The 23777-nt window shown below is 40.6% G+C and carries 21 protein-coding genes and 1 pseudogene; 19 read left to right on the forward strand and 3 right to left on the reverse strand.

Features of this window, described 5'->3' with window-relative positions; all coding sequences use genetic code 11:
* Window positions 1-21: 21 nt before the first annotated feature.
* A complete protein-coding gene (gene fbpC / locus DXZ23_RS11985; protein ID WP_017805618.1) occupies window positions 22-1071 on the reverse strand; it encodes a ferric ABC transporter ATP-binding protein in 1050 nt (349 codons plus the stop codon).
* Between the two features lie 9 nt (window positions 1072-1080).
* Window positions 1081-3144, reverse strand: a complete 2064-nt coding sequence (locus DXZ23_RS11990; protein ID WP_017805619.1) for an ABC transporter permease — start codon at window positions 3142-3144, stop codon at window positions 1081-1083.
* Between the two features lie 242 nt (window positions 3145-3386).
* Between DXZ23_RS11990 and udk the strand changes: the two genes are divergently transcribed.
* From udk to DXZ23_RS12010, 4 genes and pseudogenes are all read left to right on the forward strand, one after another.
* The gene (gene udk / locus DXZ23_RS11995) at window positions 3387-4025 is read left to right on the forward strand and encodes a uridine kinase (RefSeq protein ID WP_017805620.1); all 639 of its coding nucleotides are present in this window, start codon (window positions 3387-3389) and stop codon (window positions 4023-4025) included.
* Window positions 4026-4034: 9 nt separating this feature from the next.
* Window positions 4035-4619 (forward strand): dCTP deaminase, encoded by a 585-nt coding sequence (dcd, locus tag DXZ23_RS12000; protein ID WP_017805621.1) that lies wholly within the window; start codon window positions 4035-4037, stop codon window positions 4617-4619.
* Window positions 4620-4622: 3 nt separating this feature from the next.
* The gene (locus DXZ23_RS12005; RefSeq protein ID WP_017805622.1) at window positions 4623-5927 is read left to right on the forward strand and encodes a hypothetical protein; all 1305 of its coding nucleotides are present in this window, start codon (window positions 4623-4625) and stop codon (window positions 5925-5927) included.
* Between the two features lie 57 nt (window positions 5928-5984).
* Window positions 5985-7204 (forward strand): annotated as a pseudogene (locus DXZ23_RS12010) (sugar transporter).
* Between the two features lie 104 nt (window positions 7205-7308).
* Here DXZ23_RS12010 and rho read toward each other — a convergent pair.
* Window positions 7309-8571: a transcription termination factor Rho gene (gene rho / locus DXZ23_RS12015; protein ID WP_017805624.1), complete on the reverse strand. Its 1263-nt coding sequence runs from the start codon at window positions 8569-8571 to the stop codon at window positions 7309-7311.
* Between the two features lie 195 nt (window positions 8572-8766).
* Between rho and rhlB the strand changes: the two genes are divergently transcribed.
* The 15 genes from rhlB to nrfD all read left to right on the forward strand — a co-directional run bounded on the left by rhlB (window position 8767) and on the right by nrfD (window position 23747).
* The gene (gene rhlB, locus DXZ23_RS12020) at window positions 8767-10014 is read left to right on the forward strand and encodes an ATP-dependent RNA helicase RhlB (protein ID WP_103846566.1); all 1248 of its coding nucleotides are present in this window, start codon (window positions 8767-8769) and stop codon (window positions 10012-10014) included.
* Window positions 10015-10183: 169 nt separating this feature from the next.
* A complete protein-coding gene (gene rsfS, locus DXZ23_RS12025; protein ID WP_017805626.1) occupies window positions 10184-10495 on the forward strand; it encodes a ribosome silencing factor in 312 nt (103 codons plus the stop codon).
* Window positions 10496-10963: a 23S rRNA (pseudouridine(1915)-N(3))-methyltransferase RlmH gene (rlmH, locus tag DXZ23_RS12030; protein WP_017805627.1), complete on the forward strand. Its 468-nt coding sequence runs from the start codon at window positions 10496-10498 to the stop codon at window positions 10961-10963. It begins immediately after the preceding gene.
* A 3-nt stretch (window positions 10964-10966) separates the two neighbouring features.
* A complete protein-coding gene (gene mrdA / locus DXZ23_RS12035) occupies window positions 10967-12970 on the forward strand; it encodes a penicillin-binding protein 2 (protein WP_021724039.1) in 2004 nt (667 codons plus the stop codon).
* The gene (gene rodA, locus DXZ23_RS12040; RefSeq protein WP_017805629.1) at window positions 12963-14078 is read left to right on the forward strand and encodes a rod shape-determining protein RodA; all 1116 of its coding nucleotides are present in this window, start codon (window positions 12963-12965) and stop codon (window positions 14076-14078) included. The genes mrdA and rodA overlap by 8 nt, the downstream gene beginning before the upstream one ends.
* Before the next feature lie 46 nt (window positions 14079-14124).
* Window positions 14125-14721 (forward strand): septal ring lytic transglycosylase RlpA family protein, encoded by a 597-nt coding sequence (locus tag DXZ23_RS12045; protein ID WP_051185299.1) that lies wholly within the window; start codon window positions 14125-14127, stop codon window positions 14719-14721.
* Window positions 14722-14754: 33 nt separating this feature from the next.
* Entirely contained in the window at window positions 14755-15945 is a 1191-nt protein-coding gene (locus DXZ23_RS12050; RefSeq protein ID WP_026138480.1) for a serine hydrolase, read from the forward strand.
* Window positions 15946-16043: 98 nt separating this feature from the next.
* A complete protein-coding gene (gene ybeD, locus DXZ23_RS12055) occupies window positions 16044-16346 on the forward strand; it encodes a DUF493 family protein YbeD (protein ID WP_017805632.1) in 303 nt (100 codons plus the stop codon).
* A 69-nt stretch (window positions 16347-16415) separates the two neighbouring features.
* On the forward strand, window positions 16416-17069 hold the full coding sequence (lipB, locus tag DXZ23_RS12060) for a lipoyl(octanoyl) transferase LipB (RefSeq protein ID WP_017805633.1): 654 nt from the start codon (window positions 16416-16418) through the stop codon (window positions 17067-17069).
* A gap of 17 nt (window positions 17070-17086) precedes the next feature.
* Window positions 17087-18049, forward strand: coding sequence for a lipoyl synthase (lipA, locus tag DXZ23_RS12065; protein ID WP_017805634.1), 963 nt, complete (start codon window positions 17087-17089; stop codon window positions 18047-18049).
* Between the two features lie 79 nt (window positions 18050-18128).
* Window positions 18129-19468, forward strand: a protein-coding gene (locus DXZ23_RS12070) for an IS3 family transposase (RefSeq protein WP_114995526.1) whose coding sequence is annotated in 2 segments (ribosomal slippage) — window positions 18129-18579 and window positions 18579-19468 — 1341 coding nt in all. Because the reading frame shifts where the segments join, the coding sequence is not laid out codon by codon here.
* A 454-nt stretch (window positions 19469-19922) separates the two neighbouring features.
* Window positions 19923-21416 (forward strand): ammonia-forming nitrite reductase cytochrome c552 subunit, encoded by a 1494-nt coding sequence (gene nrfA / locus DXZ23_RS12075; RefSeq protein ID WP_017805638.1) that lies wholly within the window; start codon window positions 19923-19925, stop codon window positions 21414-21416.
* Window positions 21417-21490: 74 nt separating this feature from the next.
* Window positions 21491-22114, forward strand: coding sequence for a cytochrome c nitrite reductase pentaheme subunit (nrfB, locus tag DXZ23_RS12080; protein WP_017805639.1), 624 nt, complete (start codon window positions 21491-21493; stop codon window positions 22112-22114).
* On the forward strand, window positions 22111-22788 hold the full coding sequence (gene nrfC / locus DXZ23_RS12085) for a cytochrome c nitrite reductase Fe-S protein (protein WP_017805640.1): 678 nt from the start codon (window positions 22111-22113) through the stop codon (window positions 22786-22788). Before nrfB ends, nrfC begins: the two co-directional genes overlap by 4 nt.
* Window positions 22785-23747 (forward strand): cytochrome c nitrite reductase subunit NrfD, encoded by a 963-nt coding sequence (gene nrfD, locus DXZ23_RS12090; protein ID WP_035695689.1) that lies wholly within the window; start codon window positions 22785-22787, stop codon window positions 23745-23747. Before nrfC ends, nrfD begins: the two co-directional genes overlap by 4 nt.
* The last annotated feature ends 30 nt before the right edge of the window (window positions 23748-23777 follow it).

A 23777-nucleotide genomic window follows, 5' to 3' on the forward strand; every position in this document is an offset into this window, starting at 1 on the left:
TATGTATATTTTTATGGTAGCTTACTCTTTTTTTAGCAAAAAAATTCCGTGTTCAGCAAAATTCACGTAGGCTTCGGTTGTTTGTATATTAAAATGATTTGAGGGGATGTGAATGAAAAGTGTTTTTCCTTGCCATTTAACAATAATTTCCCAGTGGCTTCCCATATAAATGGCCCGTTGAATTTTGCAATATTGTGTGTCATAGCCTCGTTTTGAAAGGTATATTGCTTCTGGGCGTATTCCTACGAGGCAGTTTCCATTAGTTAAACCATATTTTTCCGCATTTACGAAAGAAAAAGTGTATTTACCTATACTGATTCTATTCCCCTCTAATATTCCATCAAAAATATTATTCTCACTCATAAAGTTGGCAGTAAATGTTGAGTTAGGAAATTGATATAATTTTTGAGCAGAGCCTTGTTGTACTATCTTGCCTTTGTCCATTACGATAATTTCATCAGATACGGCAAATGCTTCATTCTGATCATGGGTAACGTATAGAGCGGTGATGTTAAAATGTTGTTGTATCTCGCGAATTTTTTCACGCATACTATGACGTAAATTTGCATCAAGATTGCTAAGTGGTTCATCAAATAATAATATTTGGGGTTTTAATATTAATGCTCTTGCAAGGGCTATGCGTTGCTGTTGTCCTCCTGAAACTTGATCTATATAACGATTTTCAAAGCCTGAAAGATCGACAAGTTCTAATGCCTCTTGGATACGTTTTTTACGTTCTGCCGCTGATATTGCCTGAATATGTAAACCATAACCAACATTTTCACCGATAGACATATGGGGAAAAAGGGCATAAGATTGAAATACGATCCCAATATTTCGCTTCTGAATAGGAAGTTTAGTAATGTCTTGAGAACCAATAAAAATTTGCCCAGAGGAGGGGCTGTCAAGACCGGCTATGATACGTAACAGCGTGGTTTTCCCACAGCCAGAAGGGCCTAGTAAGGTTACCATTTTACCTTGTTTAATGGAAAGACTAAAATCCTGTAGTATAGTAGCTTGGTCAAAGCTTTTAGTTATATTTTTTAATAGTAAAAAATTTTCATTGTTCATTACGCAACCTTATGAGTTCATTATTTTAGCTTTGAAATAAGATGTATATGTGTTTCTCATAGCCCATTCAAATAATAAAATAATTAGAATCATTACTAAAATAAGCATTGCACCATAAGATGTTGCTATGCCGTATTCACCATCTTCTACACGGTTTAATATATAAGATGTAGCAACACGGGTATCCGTAGTAACTAAGAATATGATAGCACTAACTGTAGTCATTGATCTGACAAAACTGCTCGTTAGTGCGGCGAATAAAGTTGGTTTAATAAGTGGGAATATGATGTGTTTAATCGTATGCAATGAATTAGCCGTTAGTGACATAGAGGCTTCTTCAAGTGATTTATCTATCTGTTTTAAACTTGCTATTGCTGTACGCATTCCTATAGGTATATTGCGTATTATCATCGAAGTTATAATAATAGTACTGCTTCCAATAAGATAAATTGGAGCATCGTTAAAGGCAATGATATAGGATAATCCAATTACTGTTCCAGGTATGGAAAAGCAAAGTAAGACCAATAGTTCAAGAGATTTTTTCCCTTTAAAATCACATCTAGTGGTGATATAAGCGATGAGGAAACCTAATATTGTACTCAGTGGTGCAGCAATAATGGAAAAAAGTATAGTATTAATTAGTGAGGGCCAAGCACCATTTTGGAATCCCTGTCCAAATAATATTAAGTAATTATTGAGCGTAAATGTATAATCTATTCCCCAACTTTTTGTGAAGCTGCCATAAAATATACTGCCATATAATAAAGCATTAAATAAACTCCATCCTAAAAAAGTCGATATTACTAATATCTTAATGCAGAATGGGAGATCTTGTATATTCCAGTAAGATGATTTTCCGGAAATACTAGTGTAAGAACGGTTGCGAATCCATAAATATTGGGTAATAAAGATAATTAGTGAGAATAGGAGTAGAAAACTTCCTAGTATACTCGCAGATGTATAGTCAAGTTGTGAACCAGTAATGTATAAATAGATCTGTGATGAAATAACATCGAAATTACCTCCCAGTATGAGAGGAGTGCTAAAATCAGCTAAAGATTGGATCGTTATTACAAGGAATGCGTTGGCAAATGCTGGTTTTAGTAAAGGAAAAAGGATATGTAATAACACTTGATAGGGGCTAGCACCTAAACTATAAGCCGCTTCTTCAATAGACGGATGGATAGTTCTTAACGCTCCTTCTAAAATCATAAATGCTAATGGAGTGAATGCTAATGTATGTGCAATTGTGATACCAGTGAAACCATATAACCAATTATTATTAAAGCCAAGATATTCAATGAACAGTTCTGTTATATAGCCTGTTCTTCCTAGCATCAATATTATTCCTAATCCTATAACAAAGGGGGGAGTTATTATTGGTAGAATTGAAAATATTTTACTAATAATGAGATTATGTTTAGCAATTCGAGTGGTATAGAGTGCTAATATCAGTCCAAATAAAGTGGATAGTATTCCTACTGATATTGATACGCTAAGAGAGTTAATTATAAGACGGAGAATGTAAGATTTGTTCAGATATGTGACAAATTGGAGCGAGGTGAATTCATTCGAGTCATAATGTATTGAAATTAAAAGCATTATCGCTGGATAAATGATAAAGCATGTAACAATTAAAATAATACAAATTAAAGATAAAATAATAAATTTATCTCCTTGTAGTATTCTCATTTTTACAAGCCCATTTGTCGCAATAGCAATCAAACTTAGGATCATCACAAAAGTGGCATATCCTAGATTAAATTCTGTTAATTTTGCTGAAATGATAATAAATAAAAAAAGCACCAGTGAGATATAAAATTCTGTAAGTCCTTGGTGATATAGCGTTCGTTTTTTATAAACGTATAAATATAAGGGAAAAAGCAATAATCCACCAAACCAAATCCAGCTGATATTCACGCTATGCCACCCCATTGACTTATAAATTTCTTCAAATGAAGAGTCAAGCAGTCCATATTGTAAGGCCATAGATGGTAAGAAAATAAAACCAATTAGGGCAAATAGGACCCAAAATAGGCTATTATCTAGAAATTTAGGCAATTTATTTATCATTTGTTTGGCAGAGTACTTTTTAAATTTGGTAAGCTGTTATAGCAAAAAAAATATTGATAATAAAGATAAAATTTTGATTTATCTATGAAAAAATAAATTTTAGGTGAATTTCTATTGTATGTATCCTATAAAGTTGAGTAACTTCTTATTTTATTTCTTAGAACGAGATTAAATTATTATCAAAAATGAAAAATTTTATTTATAATTTTAGTATTATTATATGTGTCTAGTTGAGCTATTTTATGTCAGAATCTTGTATCATTATTGTTATTGCGGGAGCTTCAGCTTCTGGAAAAAGCCTTATTGCTTCTACAATTCACGAAGAGCTTCGTAATGAGCTAAGCTGTGAAGATATCGGTATTATCTCGGAAGATAGTTATTATAAAGATCAAACTCATTTAGATTTTCAAGAGCGTATTAAAACTAATTATGATCATCCTAATTCAATGGATCGTGATTTGTTGTTACAGCATTTGCGGGCATTGAAAGAAGGTAAATCAGTAGATATTCCGGTATATAGTTATGTGGAACATACGAGGACAAAGCAAGTAACGCCGTTTAATCCTAAAAAGGTTATTATTTTAGAAGGGATATTATTACTTACTGATGAACGGATCCGTAAAGAGGCAAGTATTTCGGTATTTGTAGATACTCCTTTAGATATTTGTTTTATTCGTCGTTTAAAACGGGATATGGAAGAAAGAGGACGTTCGTTGCAATCGGTTATAGATCAGTACAGAGAAACTGTTCGTCCAATGTTTTTGCAGTTTATTGAACCCTCTAAGCAATATGCTGATATTGTTGTACCGAGAGGGGGAAAAAATCGTATTGCAATTAATATATTAAAGGCACAGATTATGCAACTTTTGGAAAAAAAGTAAGGATAGAAAATGAGGCTATGTGATTTAGATATTGAACGTTATTTAGATGAAGGTATTATTACTCTTTTTCCGCGTCCTAGTAATGATAAAATTAATGGTGCAACGGTTGATGTTCGATTAGGGAATTCATTTCGTGTATTCCGCGAGTATAGTGCAGCTTATATTGATTTAAGCGGGCCTAAAGCAGAGGTTTCTGCTCAACTTGAAGCGGTAATGAGTGATGAAATTTTGGTTGAGGATGGAGAGGCGTTTTTTCTTCATCCTGGAGAATTGGCACTAGCGACAACATTTGAAGCAGTGTCTTTGCCGGCTAATATTATTGGTTGGTTAGATGGGCGTTCTTCTCTTGCTCGTTTGGGATTAATGGTACATGTTACGGCTCACCGCATTGATCCAGGTTGGAACGGTCGTATTGTGTTGGAATTTTTTAACTCGGGTAAATTACCTTTAGCGTTACGACCGAAAATGGTCATTGGTGCGTTGAGTTTTGAAGTGCTAAGTGGTATAGCAGCACGACCTTATAACCGTCGTCAAGATGCTAAGTATAAAGATCAGCAAAATGCTGTTGCTAGTCGTATTGACAAGGACAAATAAGTTATGAAAAAGAAAGCACTAGTATTAATAAGTATATTACTTGCGGGACTTTGCTTTCTTTTTTGGCAGAAATCTCACTTAAATACACAGCTTTCTACTTATCTTGCAGAAAATAGAATCCAAGTAGTAGAAGTTGAAAGTCACCTTTTTCCTACCCAGTTATCTTTACATCAAGTGCAGTTTCAACAAAATGGACGATGGTTTTTTTTCGAAAAAATTGTTCTTGATGTAAATATGAAAACCTTGCTTAGTGGTGATATCCAACTTAATGAAATTCAGTTATATAACGGAGGGTTAGCGGATTCTCAATGGAAAATATTAAATTTGAATTTAAAACCTATTGAGCTTTCTTGGCAGTATATTTCCCATTTATTTACCGCTTTATCGCAGGATATACCATTAAATTTGGAGAGTCCTGTGCAAATGGCATTTAGTGTAAATATGCAAAACTTGGTTAGCCAAATGAATGTACAGGGGAAATTCCAGTTATTAAATAATGGATTGAGATTTAATCAGTTATCTGGACAGTGGAGGTTTGAACACCCAATTTATGGTGATATGGATAAAATGGTATTTCGTTTAAAACAAGGCAATTTATATAATGAAATACAAGATTATAAGCACTATTATGGGGTGAGTTTTGATGATTTTTTTATTAATGAAATACCTTTTCAGCAGGGAAAAATCCTCATTGATTTTCAACCGCACTTAATTAAAGGGAAGGGGGATTTTTTATCGCAAGGCAGCTTAGATTTTGAATTTTCTAGAACTCAGCCACATTTACAGGTTTCTGCACAAAATATTGCTTTAGAACAATGGCTAGCCCTGTTTAAATTACCCGCGTTAGTAATAGGAAAGACAAATCTTAATGGTGAAATGTATTTTAGTGATCTACAAATTGATAAAGGGCGGTTTAATTTGGAGGTTATGAATGGCAAGATGAAAAATATTAATTTATTTTCTATCATCACAAGACATTTACCGATTAATTATGAACAGCAAAATGTGCAAAATGACTCGCCTTTTGAACAACTAACAGCGACATTAAGTTGGGATAAGCAAAAAATGCAATGGCAGGATTTACAACTGCGAGATCGTTATTTCCAATTGACAGGGCAAGGTATAATAGAACAAAACAAACAACAATGCGATTTTCTTGTTACTCTTAATCTGCGTGAAAAAAAATATCAAAACTTTCGTTTGCCGTTACATTTCTTTGGGGATTGTCACTCTCCTCAATATCAAATTGGTTCTCCAAAAGAGTTGAAAACACAGCTGAAAGATCTCCTTAAGCAGCATTTTCATTGAACAAAAGCATAAACTTCTATGCTAAAATGGCGACCTCTTTTCTAGCTTTAGTGCAAAATGTTATCTCCAAAAATTGTTCGTCGTGTGAAATTCTGGCGTGTTCTTTGTATGGCGTTTTCCGCTTTTATTTTTAACACAACAGAGTTTCTTCCTGTTGCTTTATTATCGGATATTGCAGAAAGTTTTCAAATGTCTGTGAGCCAAACAGGGTTAATCATTACTATTTATGCGTGGATTGTTTCTTTACTCTCCTTACCTTTTATGTTGTTAACCGCCAAGATTGAACGGCGTGGTTTACTTATTAAATTATTTATTCTATTTATCCTTAGCCATATACTATCTTGCATTGCGTGGAATTTTCAGATTTTGGTGATTTCTCGTATTGGTATTGCTATATCTCATTCTATTTTTTGGGCTATTACTGCATCACTTACGGTACGTCTTGCTCCAAGAGATAAAAAAGCACAAGCACTTGGTTTGTTAGCAATGGGAAGTGCTTTAGCAATGGTATTAGGATTACCATTAGGACGTATGATTGGTCAATGGTTAGGGTGGAGAATAACTTTTGGCGTGATTGGTATTGTAGCCTTTGTTGTCTTAATATTTTTGTATAAATTATTACCGTACTTAGTGAGCAAAAATGCTGGGACACTAAAAAGCGTACCAATATTATTTCAACGGCCTTTGCTAGTGGGGTTATTTGTTCTTACTGCTATTGTGATCTCCGCACACTTTATAGCGTACAGCTATATTGAACCTTTTATGATTCAAGAAGTGAATATTTCCGCATCAGAAACAACATTGATTTTATTACTGTTTGGTTGTGCAGGAATGATCGCGAGTATTTTATTTAGCCGTTTTTACCGTTTGGGACCAGCAAAGTTTTTGTTATTTGCAATGCTCCTACTAACGTATTCCTTATTTTCGTTATGGCTTTTGAAAAAAAATTCAGCTTTTACTTATCCACTCGTATTAATCTGGGGAATTGGTATTGCTGGAATTGGTTTGAGTTTGCAAATTCGTATTTTACAGCTTGCTCCAGATGCTACAGATGTTGCTATGGCCATTTTTTCTGGTATTTATAATATTGGCATTGGTAGTGGTGCGTTACTTGGCAATCAAGTTATGCAGCATCTAGGTTTATCTTACATAGGAATAGTTGGTGGTGTTTTTACATTGTTCAGTATAATGTGTTTTTAATTATTCATCTGCGTTATCGTTATTCGCTAAATGGAGGCGAAATAACTAAGTGCGGTGTAAAATCGGAAGTTCTATGAAAAAATAGAAATGTGATCCCCTATCATTTTAAACTGCAGACAAAAGCTACATCTTTGTCTGCAGTCTTAAATCTTGCATTATTGCAAGATTTTTATAATCAAACCTACGAACGTTTCATTATTTCAAAAAATTCATCGTTGGTTTTGGCGACCATTAATTTATCAATGAGGAATTCCATTGCTTCCACTTCGCCCATTGGGTTAAGGATTTTGCGTAGAATCCACATTTTTTGTAGTTCGTCTGGGGTGGTGAGGAGGTCTTCTTTACGCGTGCCTGAGCGGTTGAAATCAATGGCAGGGAAGACGCGTTTTTCAGCAATTTTGCGGGAGAGGTGAAGTTCCATATTCCCCGTTCCTTTGAACTCTTCAAAGATTACTTCGTCCATTTTTGACCCCGTATCTACCAACGCGGTGGCGATAATGGTGAGGCTGCCGCCTTCTTCGACATTACGTGCCGCACCGAAGAAACGTTTTGGGCGATGTAAGGCATTGGCATCTACCCCGCCCGATAAAATTTTACCTGACGCAGGGGTTACGGTGTTGTAGGCACGAGCAAGGCGGGTGATACTATCTAATAAAATCACCACGTCTTTTTTATGTTCTACAAGGCGTTTGGCTTTTTCGATTACCATTTCCGCAACTTGAACGTGGCGAGAAGCGGGCTCATCAAAGGTTGAGGCGATCACTTCGCCTTTTACTGAACGCTGCATTTCGGTAACCTCTTCAGGGCGTTCGTCAATAAGTAGCACGATAAGCACGCATTCAGGGTAGTTATGGGTGATACTTTGCGCGATATTTTGTAGCAACATTGTTTTCCCTGCTTTTGGTGGGGCAACAATCAAACCACGCTGTCCTTTCCCGATTGGAGACGCGAGATCTAAAATACGTGCTGTTAAATCTTCCGTTGAGCCGTTACCACGTTCCATTCTTAAACGGGAATTAGCGTGAAGTGGGGTGAGATTTTCAAATAGGATTTTACTGCGGGAAACTTCAGGTTTGTCATCATTAACGCGATCAACTTTGAGGAGGGCAAAATAGCGTTCGCCTTCTTTGGGTGGGCGAATTTTCCCTTCAATCTTATCCCCTGTTTGTAAGTTGAAGCGGCGGATTTGACTTGGTGAAACATAAATATCATCGGGGCCTGCGAGGTATGAGCTGTCTGCGGAACGCAAGAAGCCAAAGCCGTCAGGCAAAATTTCTAAGACACCGCCACCGAAAATGTCTTCACCGCTTTTGGCGTGCTGTTTTAAGATGGCAAATACAATATCTTGTTTGCGTAAACGGGCGAGATTTTCTAAGCCCATTTGTTCTTCGCCGAGTTTCACAAGATCAGAAACGGGCGTATTTTTTAGTTCTGTTAAATGCATAATTGAAAAGTTTAAATTAGAAATGAATTATTGGTTGAGATGTTTGATTAATTAATGTTGAATGGGCGTAAACTTATCATTAAATTGTGCAACTGTCTATATTTTGCGGAAAAAAATCCAAAAGTGCGGTGCTTTCTTTGGGAATTTTTTGCCTTCGTGCTATGCTTAGGGCAATTTTTAGCGAGAAATTTTATTATGCAAACGAATCATTTATCTCAGCAACGCTTTGCTGATCTGCCATTAAATCCGATTATTCAACAATGTTTACAACAAAACGGGTTTGAGTATTGCACCCCCATTCAAGCTTTATCCCTGCCAATCACCCTTGCGGGGCGTGATGTGGCTGGGCAAGCTCAAACAGGCACAGGGAAAACAATGGCGTTTTTAACTGCCACCTTTCATCATTTATTAAGTGCTACCTCTCATTCCTCAGCCACTTCACCGCGTGCGTTGATTTTAGCCCCAACACGAGAGCTGGCAGTGCAAATCAGCAATGACGCGGAAAAATTATCTCAAGCCACAGGGCTAAAAATGGGGCTGGCTTATGGTGGCGATGGTTATGATAAGCAACTGAAAGTCATCGAACAGGGCATTGATATTTTAATCGGCACAACGGGGCGGGTAATTGATTATGTGAAACAAGGCATTATCTGCTTAAATGAAATTGAAGTGGTGGTGCTTGACGAAGCGGATCGAATGTTCGATCTCGGCTTTATTAAGGACATTCGCTATTTACTACGCAAATGCCCAGCCCCTGCTCAGCGTTTGACAATGCTGTTTTCCGCCACCCTCTCTTATAAGGTGCGAGAGCTGGCATTTGAAGATATGAATGATCCCGAATATGTGGAAGTTGAGCCGTTGCAGAAAACGGGGCATCGCATTAAAGAAGAGCTGTTTTATCCCTCAAATCAAGACAAAATGGCATTGTTGATGACGCTTTTGGAAGAAGAATGGCCAGGGCGTTGCATTATTTTTGCCAACACCAAACACCGTTGCGAAGAAATTTGGGGCTATTTGGCTGCGGATAAACATCGTGTTGGCTTGCTCACGGGCGATGTGGCACAGAAAAAACGCCTTGCTCTGTTGCAACAATTTACCTCAGGGCAGTTGGATATTTTAGTGGCGACAGACGTTGCCGCACGCGGGTTGCATATCCCTGAAGTTACCCACGTTTTCAACTATGATCTGCCTGATGATCGTGAAGACTATGTACACCGCATCGGACGCACGGGGCGGGCGGGTGAAAGTGGGGTTTCCATCAGCTTTGCTTGCGAAGAATATGCGATGAATCTGCCTGCCATTGAGGAATACATCGGGCATTCGATCCCCGTGAGCCAGTATGATCCTGAGGCATTATTGACAAATTTACCGAAACCTTATCGCAAACGCACGGTCAAAACAACACATTCACCCCATCGCAAGCCAATGAGAAAACGGTATTAAGGGTTTAAAAAACAGGGGCGAAAAAGCACCGCACTTTGATACCGCACTTGAAAAAAGGGGGGGCGGTAGTGAAAAGTGCGGTGTTTTTTTCGTTATTTTTTATCTCGTGCTAGAATGAGCCACTTTGAAAGACAACCTTGAATACCTTATAGATTATAGAAAAACAACGATGACAACTTTAGTAGATTTTTTAGTAAAAACTTTAGATGACTTAAAAGCCACCGAGATTTTGCCTTTAGATGTAAAAGGAAAATCCTCCGTAACCGACACAATGATTATTTGCACGGGGACATCGAGCCGCCATATTAGCTCGCTCGCCCAAAAGTTGATTGATGAAAGCAAACAAGCGGGCTTTGAATCTTTCGGCGAAGAAGGGCGTGCCACAGCGGATTGGGTGGTGGTCGATTTTGGGCAAGCGATGGTGCATATTATGCAAGCGGAAAGCCGTGAGCTGTACCAATTAGAAAAACTTTGCGGCTAAATGAAAATCCAATTAATTGCCGTTGGCACAAAAATGCCCGCGTGGGTAACCACAGGTTTTGAGGAATATCAACGCCGTTTCCCTAAAGATATGCCCTTTGAATTGATCGAAATCCCCGCGGGAAAGCGAGGCAAAAACGCGGATATTAAGCGTATTTTAGAGCAAGAGGGCAAGGCGATGTTGGCAGCTTGTGGGCGAAATAAAATCGTTACCTTGGATATTCCAGGCAAGCCTTGGACAACGGAACAGCTCGCCCAACAGCTCGAGGGCTGGAAAAATGACGGACGCGATCTGTGCTTGCTCATCGGCGGGCCTGAGGGCTTGTCGCCAGAGTGCAAAGCCGCGGCGGAGCAAAGTTGGTCGCTTTCGCCCCTCACCTTGCCCCATCCGTTAGTGCGTGTGGTGGTGGCAGAAAGCCTGTATCGTGCTTGGTCGATTACCACCAATCACCCTTATCATCGAGAGTAATCAATGGATTTAAAAAAATTGCTTTCAGCTTCTGCGGTTGAGCCTATCCGCGACAAAAAAGCGGAGAAAAACCTGTTTATTCGCCGTGCCTTGGTGTCTTTCCTTAGCGTGTTGGGGCTGTCTGCAATTTTGTTCACTAATTTGTATCATCTTGAAGTGGTGAATTATGAAACCTATCAAACCCGTTCTAACGGCAACCGCATTAAATTATTGCCCATTCCGCCAACTCGCGGTTTAATTTATGATCGCTACGGCAAATTATTAGCGGAAAATTTAACCTTTTTTGGCTTATACATCGTGCCAGAAAAGGTGGAAAATTTAGACCGCACTTTTGAACAATTAAAGCGACTTGTGGGGCTAACTGATGAAGACATCGCCAATTTTACGAAGGAACGCCGTCGTTCTTCGCGTTATACCTCCATTTTGCTCAAGCCGAATTTAACCGAAGAGCAGATCGCCCGCTTTGCGGTGAACCAATACCAATTCCCAAGTCTATCGGTGAAGCCTTATTTTAAACGCCATTATTTGTACGGCGAACCCCTCACCCACATTTTGGGCTATGTGGCGAAAATCAATGATAAAGATGTGGAACGCCTGAAAAAAGAAGAAAAATATGCCAATTATTCGGGATCGCAAAATATCGGCAAATTAGGCATTGAACGCTACTATGAAGATGAGCTGCACGGCGAAGTGGGCTTTGAGGAAGTGGAAATTAACAATCGCGGTAAGGTGATCCGCAAATTGCGTGAACAACCCGCCGTGGCAGGCAAGAGCATTCATTTAACCATTGATTTGGAACTGCAACGCTACATCACCGATTTGCTTGCAGGGCGAAAAGGGGCAGCAGTGGTGCTAGATCCGAAAGACAGCAGTATTCTGGCGATGGTATCAGTGCCGAGTTATGACAACAATCTTTTTGTTGATGGCATTTCGAGCAATGATTATCAACGCTTATTGCAAGATCCGCAACGCCCACTGTATAGCCGTGCAACGCAAGGGGCGTACCCGCCAGCTTCTACGGTGAAGCCGTTTATTGCGGTGTCAGGCTTGCAGGATAATGTCATCACGCCAAGCACCACTGTGTTTGATCCCGGTTATTGGGTGTTGCCCAACACCACAAAACGCTTCCGCGATTGGAAAAAATCGGGACATGGTTACACGGATCTAAACAAAGCCATTGCGGAGTCTTCAGACACCTATTTCTATCAGCTCGCTTATAATATGGGGATAGATCGCCTATCGCAGGCAATGAATAAATTCGGCTTTGGGCTACCGACAGGGATTGATATTAAAGAAGAAACGGCGGGCATAATGCCGTCGCGTGAATGGAAGCAAAAACGCTATAAAAAATCTTGGTTGCAGGGTGATACCATTTCAGTTGGTATCGGGCAGGGCTATTGGACGGCAACCCCGTTACAAGTGGCGAAAGCCTTAGCGATTTTGGTGAATAATGGCAAGGTAAACACACCGCACTTGATGAAAGGCGTGGAAGGCTCGCAGTTTGTTCCTTATAAAGACCCGCTATTATATCCCGATATTGACGAGCCGAAGCCGAATTACTGGGCATTGGCAAAACGCGGAATGTATAACGTGGTAAATGCCAGTAACGGCACGGCTCGCAAAGCCTTTGTGAATACCCATTTCCAAGTTGCGGGCAAATCGGGAACGGCACAAGTGTTCAGCTTGAAAGAAAACCAAACCTATAATGCGAAATCTTTGGTGAAAGAATTACACGATCACGCGTGGTTTATTGGCTATGCCCCTTACGAAGATCCGAAGTTAGTAGTTGCCGTCATTTTAGAAAATGCGGGCGGCGGCGGTAGCAATGCGGGGCCTGTGGTGAGAGAGATTATGGATTATTATTTGAACGTACGTCTTCCGCAAGTTAATGCAATGGAAAATCGCACCGCACTTTCTTCTTCCACATCTTCCACCCCTTCAACGGACGCTATGCTCGTGTCGGCGACGCCAGCTATGCAGCACAATCAGGAGAAAACAAATGAGTGAGAAAAAAGGTTGGCAGAGCCTGTGGCAACGTTTGCATATTGATCTGTGGCTTTTTCTGGGCTTGCTGATTATTTCTGGCGGCGGGCTGTTTATTTTATATAGTGCCTCTGGGGCGAATGAAATAATGTTCCGCAACCGCATTATTCAAGTAGTGCTTGGCTTTGTGGTAATGCTGGTAATGGCACAATTTTCCCCGCGTTTTTATCAAGGCATTGCCCCTTATGTATTTGGAATCGGGCTGGTGTTGCTGATTTTGGTAGATTTAGTCGGCACAACCAGTAAAGGGGCGCAGCGTTGGCTTGATTTAGGCTTATTCCGTTTTCAGCCGTCAGAAATTGTCAAACTTGCCGTACCGTTAATGGTAGCGGTGTTTTTAGGCAAGCGAGCGTTACCGCCGAGTTTGAAAGACACCTTTATTGCCCTGTTTATCATCATCGTTCCCACGCTACTTGTGGCAATTCAGCCCGATTTAGGCACGTCTATTTTGGTGAGTGCATCGGGGCTATTTGTGGTTTTCTTGGCAGGAATGAGCTGGTGGCTGATTTCTATCGCCGTCGTGGGCTTAGCAGGTTTTATCCCCATTATGTGGTTCTATTTAATGCACGATTACCAACGCACAAGGGTGCTGACCTTGCTCGATCCTGAAAAAGATCCACTCGGTGCGGGCTATCATATTTTGCAATCGAAAATTGCCATTGGCTCTGGAGGCATTTGGGGCAAAGGCTGGATGCAAGGCACGCAATCCCAACTGGAATTTTTGCCCGAACCGCACACGGATTTTATTTTCGCGGTGCTAAGTGAAGAACACGGAATAGTGGGCTTTGCAATCTTAATGTTTTTGTATCTGTTTATTGTGGCAAGAGGATTAATCATCGGCGTGAATGCACAAAACGCTTTTGGGCGAACTCTGGTAGGGGCATTGACGCTGATTTTCTTCGTCTATGTTTTCGTAAACATCGGTATGGTGAGCGGCATTCTGCCTGTTGTGGGCGTGCCGCTGCCGTTAGTGAGCTATGGTGGAACGTCGTTTGTTACCCTAATGGCTGGGTTTGGGCTGATTATGTCCATTCATACCCATAAAGAGCATTTTTTTAAAAAGACGACATAATTGCTTGTATCTAATAAATATTATTTAGGGAATGGGAGATTTTAATATGATACTCAGTAAGTTGATTAATATTTGTTTTATATTATTAATTACTTTATTTAGTACGGTAATAAATGCTGAGAATGTAGAAATTCAAAAATTATATGGCATCAAAGGCCCTAAATTGGTTTATCATAAAATTTCAAATAAAAGCCGTACTTATAAAGTGAAGGGAATAAGTTATACTACAATACCCTATAATATAGCTAAAGAATATACTAAGATAGGGAAAGCGAGTTATTACCATAATAAATTTACTGGACGGAAAACATCTAGTGGAGAACGCTATGATCCTAACCGCTATACTGCAGCACATAAGACATTACCAATGAACTCGTATGCGTTAGTAACAAATTTGCGTAATGGGAGGAAAGTTATTGTAAAGATTAATGATAGAGGCCCTTTTGTTAAAGGAAGAATTATTGATTTATCTCGAGTAGCAGCAAGGGAGTTAGGCATTATTCATCAAGGAATTGGACAGGTTCGCGTTGAAGTGTTTTACGTTGATGCCGCAGGAGGTTTATCAGGCGTAGGGGCTGATTCTTTGATGAAGTTAGCTAAGAAATCAGCTGTAATGAAAAAGGTTGAGAAACCTATTAAATAACGATTTATTGTGTGATTTATAAGTGAGCTTAGAATGATAAAAAATGTATTAAATAGAGTAACAGGAATAGCATTGGCGGTGGTAAGCCTGAGTATGGCAAAATCAACTTTTGCCGTAGATATGCAACATAATATTTCTATACCACAGCTGAATGCACAAACCTTTATTTTGATGGATTATGATTCGGGAGCAGTATTAGCTGCGTTGAACCCTGATCAGCGTCAATACCCAGCTTCATTGACAAAAATGATGACTAGTTATGTGGTGGGGGATGCCTTAAAGCAAGGCAAAATCCATAATAATGATATGGTTACCATTGGTGAAAGTGCGTGGGGCAAAAATTTCCCCGGTTCATCAAAAATGTTTTTAAATCTCAATCAGCAAGTTTCCGTCGATGAGCTGAATCGCGGGATTATTGTAGTGTCTGGTAATGATGCTTGCGTTGCAATAGCAGAGCATATTTCAGGAACAACTCAGAATTTTATCGATGTAATGAACAGATATGTTGAACGATTTGGTTTGAAAAATACCCATTTCACCACCGTACACGGTTTAGACGATGAAAATCAATATTCTTCTGCCCGTGATATGGCGATCATCGGTTCTCATATTATTCGTGATTTGCCTGAAGAATATAAAATTTATTCCGAAAAAGAATTTACTTTTAATAAAATCCGCCAGCCAAACCGCAACGGCTTATTATGGGATAAAAGCCTTAATGTTGATGGAATGAAAACAGGGCATACCGACAAAGCTGGCTATAATTTAGTGGCGTCTGCCACAGGCAATGGCAATATGCGTTTAATTTCTGTGGTAATGGGCGTGCCAACCTACAAAGGTCGTGAAATCGAAAGCAAAAAATTATTACAATGGGGCTTTGCCAATTTTGAAACCTTCAAAGCCTTAGAGGCGGGCAAAGCGGTGTCAGAACAAAGCGTTTACTACGGCGATAACGGCAAGGTTCAACTTGGCGTATTGCAAGATCGTTTTGTAACTTTACCAAAAGGGCGACAAGCCGATGTTAAAGCACGCTACGAACTCACGCAAAAATACCTCGAAGCCCCATTAGCCAAAGGGCAAGTGGTGGGTAAAGTGATTTATCAGCTTGACGGTAAAGACATCGCCCAAGTGGATTTACAAGTAATGAACGAGGTTGCCGAAGGCGGCTTTTTCGGCAAGGCTTGGGACTGGCTGGTGCTAACCGTGAAAAGCTTATTTAGCTAGACTTGAAATTCGCGAAATTCTCCCTATCTTAATCGCAAGATGACCGTGCTTTATTCAAAGTGCGGTCTAAATTTTTAACAATTTTTAGGAAACATAAAATGGCAGAACAAGAAAAAGTCGTAAAACTTGAAGATATTCCACAAAAGCAACTTAAAGATCTTTTAGAATTTCCCTGTGATTTCACCTTTAAAGTGGTGGGAGCAAACCGACCTGATTTAGCCGATGATGTGATCGCTGTGGTACAAAAATATGCCAAAGGCGATTATAATCCGCGTGAAAATGTCAGCGGAAAAGGCACATACAAATCAATTTCGGTAGATATTGTGGCAGAAAATATTGAGCAAGTGGAAACCCTCTATGCGGAGCTTGCCAAAATTGATGGCGTAAGAATGGTGCTGTAATCGGCCTTTGAAAAGGCTAGCAAAAAGGCCCAAGGAAATGGGCTAAAAAATTGGCTAAAAGGGGGAAAGATGACCCAATCTATTATCGTTCGCCAACTCGGCATACAGGATTATCAAACCATCTGGCATAAAATGCAGGCATTCACCGATAACCGCGATGAACATACCACCGATGAAATTTGGCTAGTACAACACCCAGCGGTGTTTACCCAAGGTTCGGCGGGCAAGCCAGAGCATTTGCTTAGCCAAAGTGAGATCCCCGTGGTGCAATCGGATCGTGGCGGGCAAATCACCTATCACGGGTTAGGGCAGCAGATTATGTATGTGCTGATTGACATCAAACGTTTGAAAGCACAAGGCAAAGATCTCAATGTACGTCAGCTGGTTACCGCTCTTGAGCAATCGGTGGTGCAAACGCTGGCAGATTACGGCATTGAAGGCTATCCCAAAGCCGATGCACCAGGGGTGTATGTGGACGGCAAAAAAATTTGCTCGCTCGGTTTACGCATTCGCAAAGGCTGTTCTTTCCACGGTTTAGCACTAAACATCAATATGGATCTTACGCCTTTCTTATACATTAACCCCTGTGGTTATGCTGGGCTTGAAATGTGTCAAATGGCAGATTTTATCCCGCAAGAAGAAGCACAGCCAGACAAGGTTTCGCCCAAATTAGTTACACACTTCACCCAATTATTGGGGTATAATTCCGTAACAAATCATTAACAAGCATAGGATCATTAATGGCAACTCCTTTTAAAATGGAACGCGGCGTAAAATATCGTGATGCCGCGAAAACCTCCATTATCCCTGTAAAAAATATTGATCCCAACCAGCCTTTATTGAAAAAGCCTGAGTGGATGAAAATTAAACTTCCAGCCAATTCAGCGAAAATCGACAGCATCAAAAATGGAATGCGTCGCCACGGCTTGCACTCGGTTTGTGAAGAAGCCTCTTGCCCAAACCTGCACGAATGTTTTAATCACGGCACGGCAACCTTTATGATTTTAGGGGCGATCTGTACCCGTCGTTGTCCATTCTGCGATGTGGCTCACGGCAAGCCATTGCCGCCTGATCCCGAAGAGCCTCGCAAATTGGCAGAAACCATTCAGGATATGAAATTGCGTTATGTGGTGATTACCTCGGTGGATCGCGATGATCTGCCTGATCGTGGGGCAGGACATTTCGCCGAATGTGTCAAAGAAATCCGCGCGCTTAATCCAGGGATCAAAATTGAGATCCTCGTACCTGATTTTCGCGGACGCATCGAGCAAGCCCTTGAAAAATTAAAAGATAATCCGCCTGATGTGTTCAATCACAACTTAGAGAATGTGCCGCGTCTGTATCGTGATATTCGTCCAGGGGCGGATTATGAATGGTCGTTGAAATTATTGCGTGACTTTAAAGCGATGTTCCCTGATATTCCAACCAAATCGGGCTTAATGGTGGGCTTAGGGGAAACCAACGAAGAAATTTTGCAAGTGATGCAAGATTTACGCACCAACGGCGTAACAATGCTCACACTTGGGCAATATTTACAGCCAAGCCGCCATCATTTACCCGTAGCTCGCTATGTTCCGCCTGAAGAATTTGATGAGTTTCGCGACAAAGCCAACGCAATGGGCTTTGAACACGCCGCTTGCGGGCCTTTCGTGCGTTCTTCCTACCATGCCGATTTACAAGCCAGCGGTAAATTAGTGAAATAATTGAAATAAAAGTGCGGTGAAATGATCTGCACCCCAAAAGTTGGACTAAATAACCAACTGATTAAGGTGCAGATTTTTTATGACTAAATATACTCAACGTTTCAAACAACAAGTGCTCGACTTTTATCATCAAAATGGAAAAAACCGTTCGCTTACTCGCCAGTATTTTCAGCTTCCCCAAAGCACGTTAGCACGTTGGATTGCGAAATTTAATCATAATGGAATCAATGGATTAGCTGTATTAAGTAAAAAACGATATTATTCTGTTGAGTTTAAATTAAAGGTTATTCAAGCTATCAAAAAAGGCCAGTGCTCCGCTGAAGCCGCCTGCTTTCGCTTTGATATCCCCAGTTCAGGGATAATTAGTCAATGGTTGCAACGCTTTGAAAAACAAGGTATAGATGGGTTATTACTCAAACCTAAAGGTCGTCCAAGTATGAAACTCAACTCACCTAAAATGCCACCAACGCCCAAAACAGAAGAAGAACGCTTGCGTTACCGAATTTTGGAATTAGAAGCGGAGAATGCAATGCTAAAAAAGTTGCAGGAACTCAACCAACAAAAAATGCAGAAAAAGCCGTCATCGTAAATGCCTTACGCTCGCGTTTCCCGTTGGAATTGTTACTCAGGCTAATCGGATTGGCACGCAGTTCGTTCTTTTATCATCTCAAGCCAAAGTCGGATAAAAATGTAGCGATTTCACAGAAAATAGAGGAAATTTATCGCAAAAATGACGAAAATTATGGTTATCGTCGAATTACCTTGGAATTAAGGAAATACTTGATTATCAACCACAAAAGGGGGCAAGCGATAATGCAACGTTTGGGGTTAAAAGGAAAAAGTAAGCAGAAAAAATATCGTTCTTACCAAGGCAAAGTGGGACACATTGCCGATAATCTGTTGCAACGGGATTTTACGGCAACGATGCCGAATGAGAAGTGGGTAACGGATATCACCGAGTTCAAATGTGCGGAAGGCAAAGTGTATTTATCGCCGATTAAAGACTTGTTTAATAACGAAATTATTGCTTATGATGTGGCGAGAAGTCCGAATTTTGAGCAGATAACTAGAATGTTGACCCAGGCGGTGAACCGATTAGCGGGGGAAAAACCGATACTGCATTCCGACCAAGGATGGCAGTATCAAATGATGGGTTATCGGGAGATATTGAAAAAACACGGTATTACGCAAAGTATGTCGAGAAAAGGCAATTGCCTTGATAATGGTGCGATGGAAAGCTTTTTCGGGCGATTGAAGACGGAATGTTACTTTGGCAAGCGGTTTGAAACCTTTGAACAGCTTGAAAAAGTGATTCACGAGTACATTCATTACTACGACAATGAGCGTATTCAAGTGAAGCTCAAAGGACTAAGCCCTGTGGAATACAGAACTCAGTCCTTGAATGAAATTAGAATATAGTCTAACTTTTTGGGGGCAGATCAAAAAATCATTATTTTTTCACCTCACTTTTCTTTTTGCTTACACTCCAAATAAAGTATCCAATTTTTCTCAAAACGCGGTATTGCTCACCAATTTCTACTTATTTTTCGCCTGAATGAGTTTAAATGCATCTATTTTTATTCGGTTTTCTTTATAATTCAATAAGTTTTATACCTCTAATTGATAGTTTTTATAGGGTTTAAATACCTATAAAAGGGTGTTGAGTAGAAAAAGATTGATCAAACGCAAGAAATAGCAAAATAGCCCTGAAAAATCTTGGCGGATTTGCTATTTTTATTCTTGTAGAATTCTCTTTTATGTTCATTATCCTATTGTTTTTAATGAGAAAAATTATCATTTTTACAACATATAATGAACGTGCATTTTGCGAATGTGGGATATCCCTTGATCAACTTTTAATGGAGTAATTATCGTGAACATTTTCAGAAAAACGCTAGCTTCTCTGGCAATGGCTGGATTAACTTTAGCGGCGGCATCGTCTGCTATGGCGGTAGATAATAGTGCGGCGGAAAAACGTGCCCCTACCCGTGAAGAACTGGCAAAACCGAATCCTGATTTGAAAATTGAAACTATCAGTGAAAAATTTGCGGAAAAATACCCAAAACAATATCAAGGTTGGGCGGATACGGCAAAATCTTCTGAAATTGTTTACGCTGATGAAGTTGATCCAAGATTAATCGTTTTATGGGGCGGTTATGCGTTCTCAAAAGAATATAACAAACCTCGCGGACACTTTTATACTATTACAGATGTGCGTAATATTTTGCGTACGGGGGCACCTTTTGATGCCAATAGCGGGCCGCAGCCGATGGCGTGCTGGACTTGTAAAGGCCCCGATGTACCACGTTTAATTGCGGAATGGGGCGAGGAAAAATACTTTGATGGCAAATGGGCGAAAGGCGGGGCTGAAATTGTGAACCCTATCGGCTGTGCTGACTGCCACGACACCACATCAAAAGACTTTGCGGAAGGGAAGCCTGCCTTACGCATTGCTCGTCCACACGTTTTGCGTGCTTTGGATACCATTGGTAAAGACTTTGCTCATTTAGACAAAACCGATAAACGTGGGGCAATTTGTGCGAACTGCCACGTTGAATATTACTTCGATAAAAAAGTGGTGAACAATGTGGTTTTCCCTTGGCAAAAAGGGGTTGATGTGGACAGTATGGAAAAATACTACGACAGCATCGAATTTTATGACTGGATTCACTCCTTATCTAAAACCCCAATGTTGAAAGCACAGCATCCAGATTATGAAACTTGGTTGCAAGGCACACACGGCAAAAACGGCGTAACCTGTGTGGATTGTCATATGCCGAAAGTGCAAGGGGCAGACGGTAAAGTTTACACCGATCACCAAATTGGCAACCCACTTGATTCCTTTGAAAACACTTGTGCGAACTGCCACGATCAAAGCAAAGAAACCTTGCAAAAAGTGGTAGCTGGACACAAAAAAGACATCAAAGAGGTAATGCTTAAACTGGAAGATCAGCTCGTGAAAGCCCACTTTGAAGCGAAAGCCGCTTGGGACGCAGGGGCAACAGAAGAAGAAATGAAGCCTGCATTACAAGACATTCGCCACGCACAATGGCGTTGGGATTACTCTGCAGCAGGACACGGCGGTCATATTCACGCACCAGATGTGATCTTAAAAACCATCGCCACGGGGCTTGATCGTGTTGCTGATGCCCGTACCAAATTAGCGGTGATCCTCACCAAACACGGCGTAAAACAGCCGATCAATTATCCAGACATTTCTGATGCGGATAAAGCGTGGAAAGCAATGGGTATTGATATTGCCAAAGAACGTGCGGCGAAAGAAAAATTCCTCAAAGAAGTTGTTCCACAATGGAATAAAGAAGCGTTAGAAAAAGGCTTAATGGAGAAAGCTCCACCAGCAAAATAAGCCAAAAAGTAACCGCACTTTATTGTGCGAATAAAAGTGCGGTCTATTTTGAATGAGAATTTGAGGAAAGAAAAATGAATGTTGTATTAAAGAAAATGGTGAAACTGGCGGCATTATTGGGGGCGATGATTGTTGCATTGCCCGCATCAGCCGCGAGTAAACCTGCGGAGCTTAGCTATCAACCCACGTTGGAAAACCAGCGTAACCCAAATGAATACTGTGCCAAATGCCATAAATTGGAAGCCAATGAGGAACAATCAGGCGGCGATTTGCATTTTGGTAAATTCCACGGTACGCATTTATCCAAAACCAATCCAGCCACAGGCAAGCCGATTACCTGTGTGAGTTGCCACGGTAATATTTCTGAAAACCACTGCCGCGGCGTGAAAGATGTAATGCATTTTGAAAGCAATATTTTCTCGGACAAAACCCCGATGTACTCGGTGCAAGAACAAAACCAAGTGTGTTTTTCTTGCCATCGTCCTGAAAAATTACGCGAAAAACTTTGGGCGCACGATGTTCACGCAATGAAATTACCTTGTGCCGCTTGCCATACCTTGCACCCAGAAAAAGATGCAATGAAAGGCATTGAGAAAAAACAACGGGTTAAACTTTGCGTAGATTGCCACGGAGAGCAACAAAAACGCAAAGCCTTGAAAGATCTTGATCCAACGACTAAACAAAAGGATAGCCAATGACCACTTGTTCACGCCGTAATTTCGTTTCCGGTATGGGGGCGTTGATCCTAATGACAGGCACTGCCGTCAAATCCGTTGCTCAAGAAAAAGCGGAAGAAAAGCCCATTCGCTACGCGATGTTGCACGATGAAACCGCTTGTATTGGCTGCACGGCTTGTATGGACGCTTGCCGAGAAACTAACCAAGTGCCAGAGGGTGTTTCGCGTTTAGAAATTATTCGTAGCGAACCCTATGGCGAGTTCCCGAATGTGAAATATGAATTTTTCCGCCATTCTTGCCAGCATTGCACCAATGCCCCTTGCGTGGCGGTCTGCCCAACGGGTGCGTCTTACATTGACGCGTCCACAGGGATTGTTGATGTGCATAAAGATTTGTGCGTAGGCTGCCAATATTGCATCGCGGTTTGCCCTTATCGCGTTCGCTTTATCCACCCTGTTTATAAATCAGCAGATAAATGTAATTTCTGTCGCGATACAAATCTTGCAAAAGGCAAACAGCCCGCTTGCGTGGAATCTTGCCCGACAAAAGCACTGACTTTTGGTGATACTAACGATCCAAATAGTGCGATTTCATTGAAATTAAAAGAAAAACAAATCTATCGTACCAGAGTTGAACTGGGTACAGATCCTAATCTTTACCACGTTCCAGCTAGAGCAGGGGAGATCAGACGATGAACAGTCCATTTCATTTCCCATCTTTAGTGTGGGACGGGCCTATTGCGATTTATCTCTTTTTATTGGGGATTTCCGCGGGTTCAACAATGCTGGCAATTTTGTTAAAACGTGCAGGCTTAGCGGGTGAACGCCCTGATGAAAGCAATCTGTTACGCGTGAATGCTTTGCTTGCCCCAATTAGCATTATGATTGGCTTGCTTTTGCTGATTTTCCACCTCACTAAACCTTGGACATTCTGGTACTTAATGTTTAATTATCACCACACCTCAATTATGTCCGCTGGGGTGATGTTGTTCCAGTTGTATATGCTGTTCTTGGTGCTGTGGCTGGCGATTATTTTTAAATCTCTTGTGCTAAGTTTAGTGAAGCGTTTTCTCCCAAAACTTGCCAATTTAGCTGAGAAAATCATTGATTTTGCCGCGAAATTTACCAATGTGATTGAGCTTGTTACTTTGTTATTTAGCGTGGCATTAGGGGCTTATACAGGCTTCTTGCTTTCCGCCCTAGTGAGCTATCCAATGTTGAATAATCCAGTATTGCCAGTGTTATTCTTGGCCTCAGGCACGTCATCAGGCATTGCAGCATTGATTTTCTTCACCATTTTATGCACGAAAGAAAGTAGCCATTCGAAAGGCTTGGCATTCTTACACAAATTTGAACAGCCTGTTGTGTTGATTGAAGCTTTTTTGCTCTTCGCTTTCTTCTTTGGCTTATACCTTGGTGGTGGACAAAAAACGGTAGCATTTTATACCGCACTTGGCGGTGGCTTCTGGGCCAATGTCTTTTGGTTTGGCGTGGTTGGCATCGGCATTGTCTTACCGCTGTTACTTAACACCTTCGCCAATGACAGCCTAAAACACCGCAAAGGCTTTATGCTGATTGTTGCCGCGTTAGGCTTGATTGGCGTACTTTGCTTGCGTTACTTTATTTTGTACGCTGGGCAAATGACCCTTGCGTAATGTAACGTGAATTTATGAATGATGGGCGAA

It is taken from the genome of Avibacterium paragallinarum, assembly GCF_900450705.1.
Lineage (GTDB): Bacteria > Pseudomonadota > Gammaproteobacteria > Enterobacterales > Pasteurellaceae > Avibacterium > Avibacterium paragallinarum.

Coding starts and splice junctions, on each gene's coding strand:
- ybeD (WP_017805632.1), top strand. CDS start 16,044: ATGGCAGAACAAGAAAAAGTCGTAAAACTTGAAGATATTCCACAAAAG.
- DXZ23_RS12005 (WP_017805622.1), top strand. CDS start 4,623: ATGAAAAAGAAAGCACTAGTATTAATAAGTATATTACTTGCGGGACTT.
- rsfS (WP_017805626.1), top strand. CDS start 10,184: ATGACAACTTTAGTAGATTTTTTAGTAAAAACTTTAGATGACTTAAAA.
- DXZ23_RS12050 (WP_026138480.1), top strand. CDS start 14,755: ATGATAAAAAATGTATTAAATAGAGTAACAGGAATAGCATTGGCGGTG.
- rlmH (WP_017805627.1), top strand. CDS start 10,496: ATGAAAATCCAATTAATTGCCGTTGGCACAAAAATGCCCGCGTGGGTA.
- lipA (WP_017805634.1), top strand. CDS start 17,087: ATGGCAACTCCTTTTAAAATGGAACGCGGCGTAAAATATCGTGATGCC.
- lipB (WP_017805633.1), top strand. CDS start 16,416: ATGACCCAATCTATTATCGTTCGCCAACTCGGCATACAGGATTATCAA.
- rho (WP_017805624.1), bottom strand. CDS start 8,571: ATGCATTTAACAGAACTAAAAAATACGCCCGTTTCTGATCTTGTGAAA.
- rodA (WP_017805629.1), top strand. CDS start 12,963: ATGAGTGAGAAAAAAGGTTGGCAGAGCCTGTGGCAACGTTTGCATATT.
- mrdA (WP_021724039.1), top strand. CDS start 10,967: ATGGATTTAAAAAAATTGCTTTCAGCTTCTGCGGTTGAGCCTATCCGC.
- rhlB (WP_103846566.1), top strand. CDS start 8,767: ATGCAAACGAATCATTTATCTCAGCAACGCTTTGCTGATCTGCCATTA.
- nrfC (WP_017805640.1), top strand. CDS start 22,111: ATGACCACTTGTTCACGCCGTAATTTCGTTTCCGGTATGGGGGCGTTG.
- DXZ23_RS11990 (WP_017805619.1), bottom strand. CDS start 3,144: ATGATAAATAAATTGCCTAAATTTCTAGATAATAGCCTATTTTGGGTC.
- nrfD (WP_035695689.1), top strand. CDS start 22,785: ATGAACAGTCCATTTCATTTCCCATCTTTAGTGTGGGACGGGCCTATT.
- udk (WP_017805620.1), top strand. CDS start 3,387: ATGTCAGAATCTTGTATCATTATTGTTATTGCGGGAGCTTCAGCTTCT.
- dcd (WP_017805621.1), top strand. CDS start 4,035: ATGAGGCTATGTGATTTAGATATTGAACGTTATTTAGATGAAGGTATT.
- nrfB (WP_017805639.1), top strand. CDS start 21,491: ATGAATGTTGTATTAAAGAAAATGGTGAAACTGGCGGCATTATTGGGG.
- fbpC (WP_017805618.1), bottom strand. CDS start 1,071: ATGAACAATGAAAATTTTTTACTATTAAAAAATATAACTAAAAGCTTT.
- DXZ23_RS12045 (WP_051185299.1), top strand. CDS start 14,125: ATGATACTCAGTAAGTTGATTAATATTTGTTTTATATTATTAATTACT.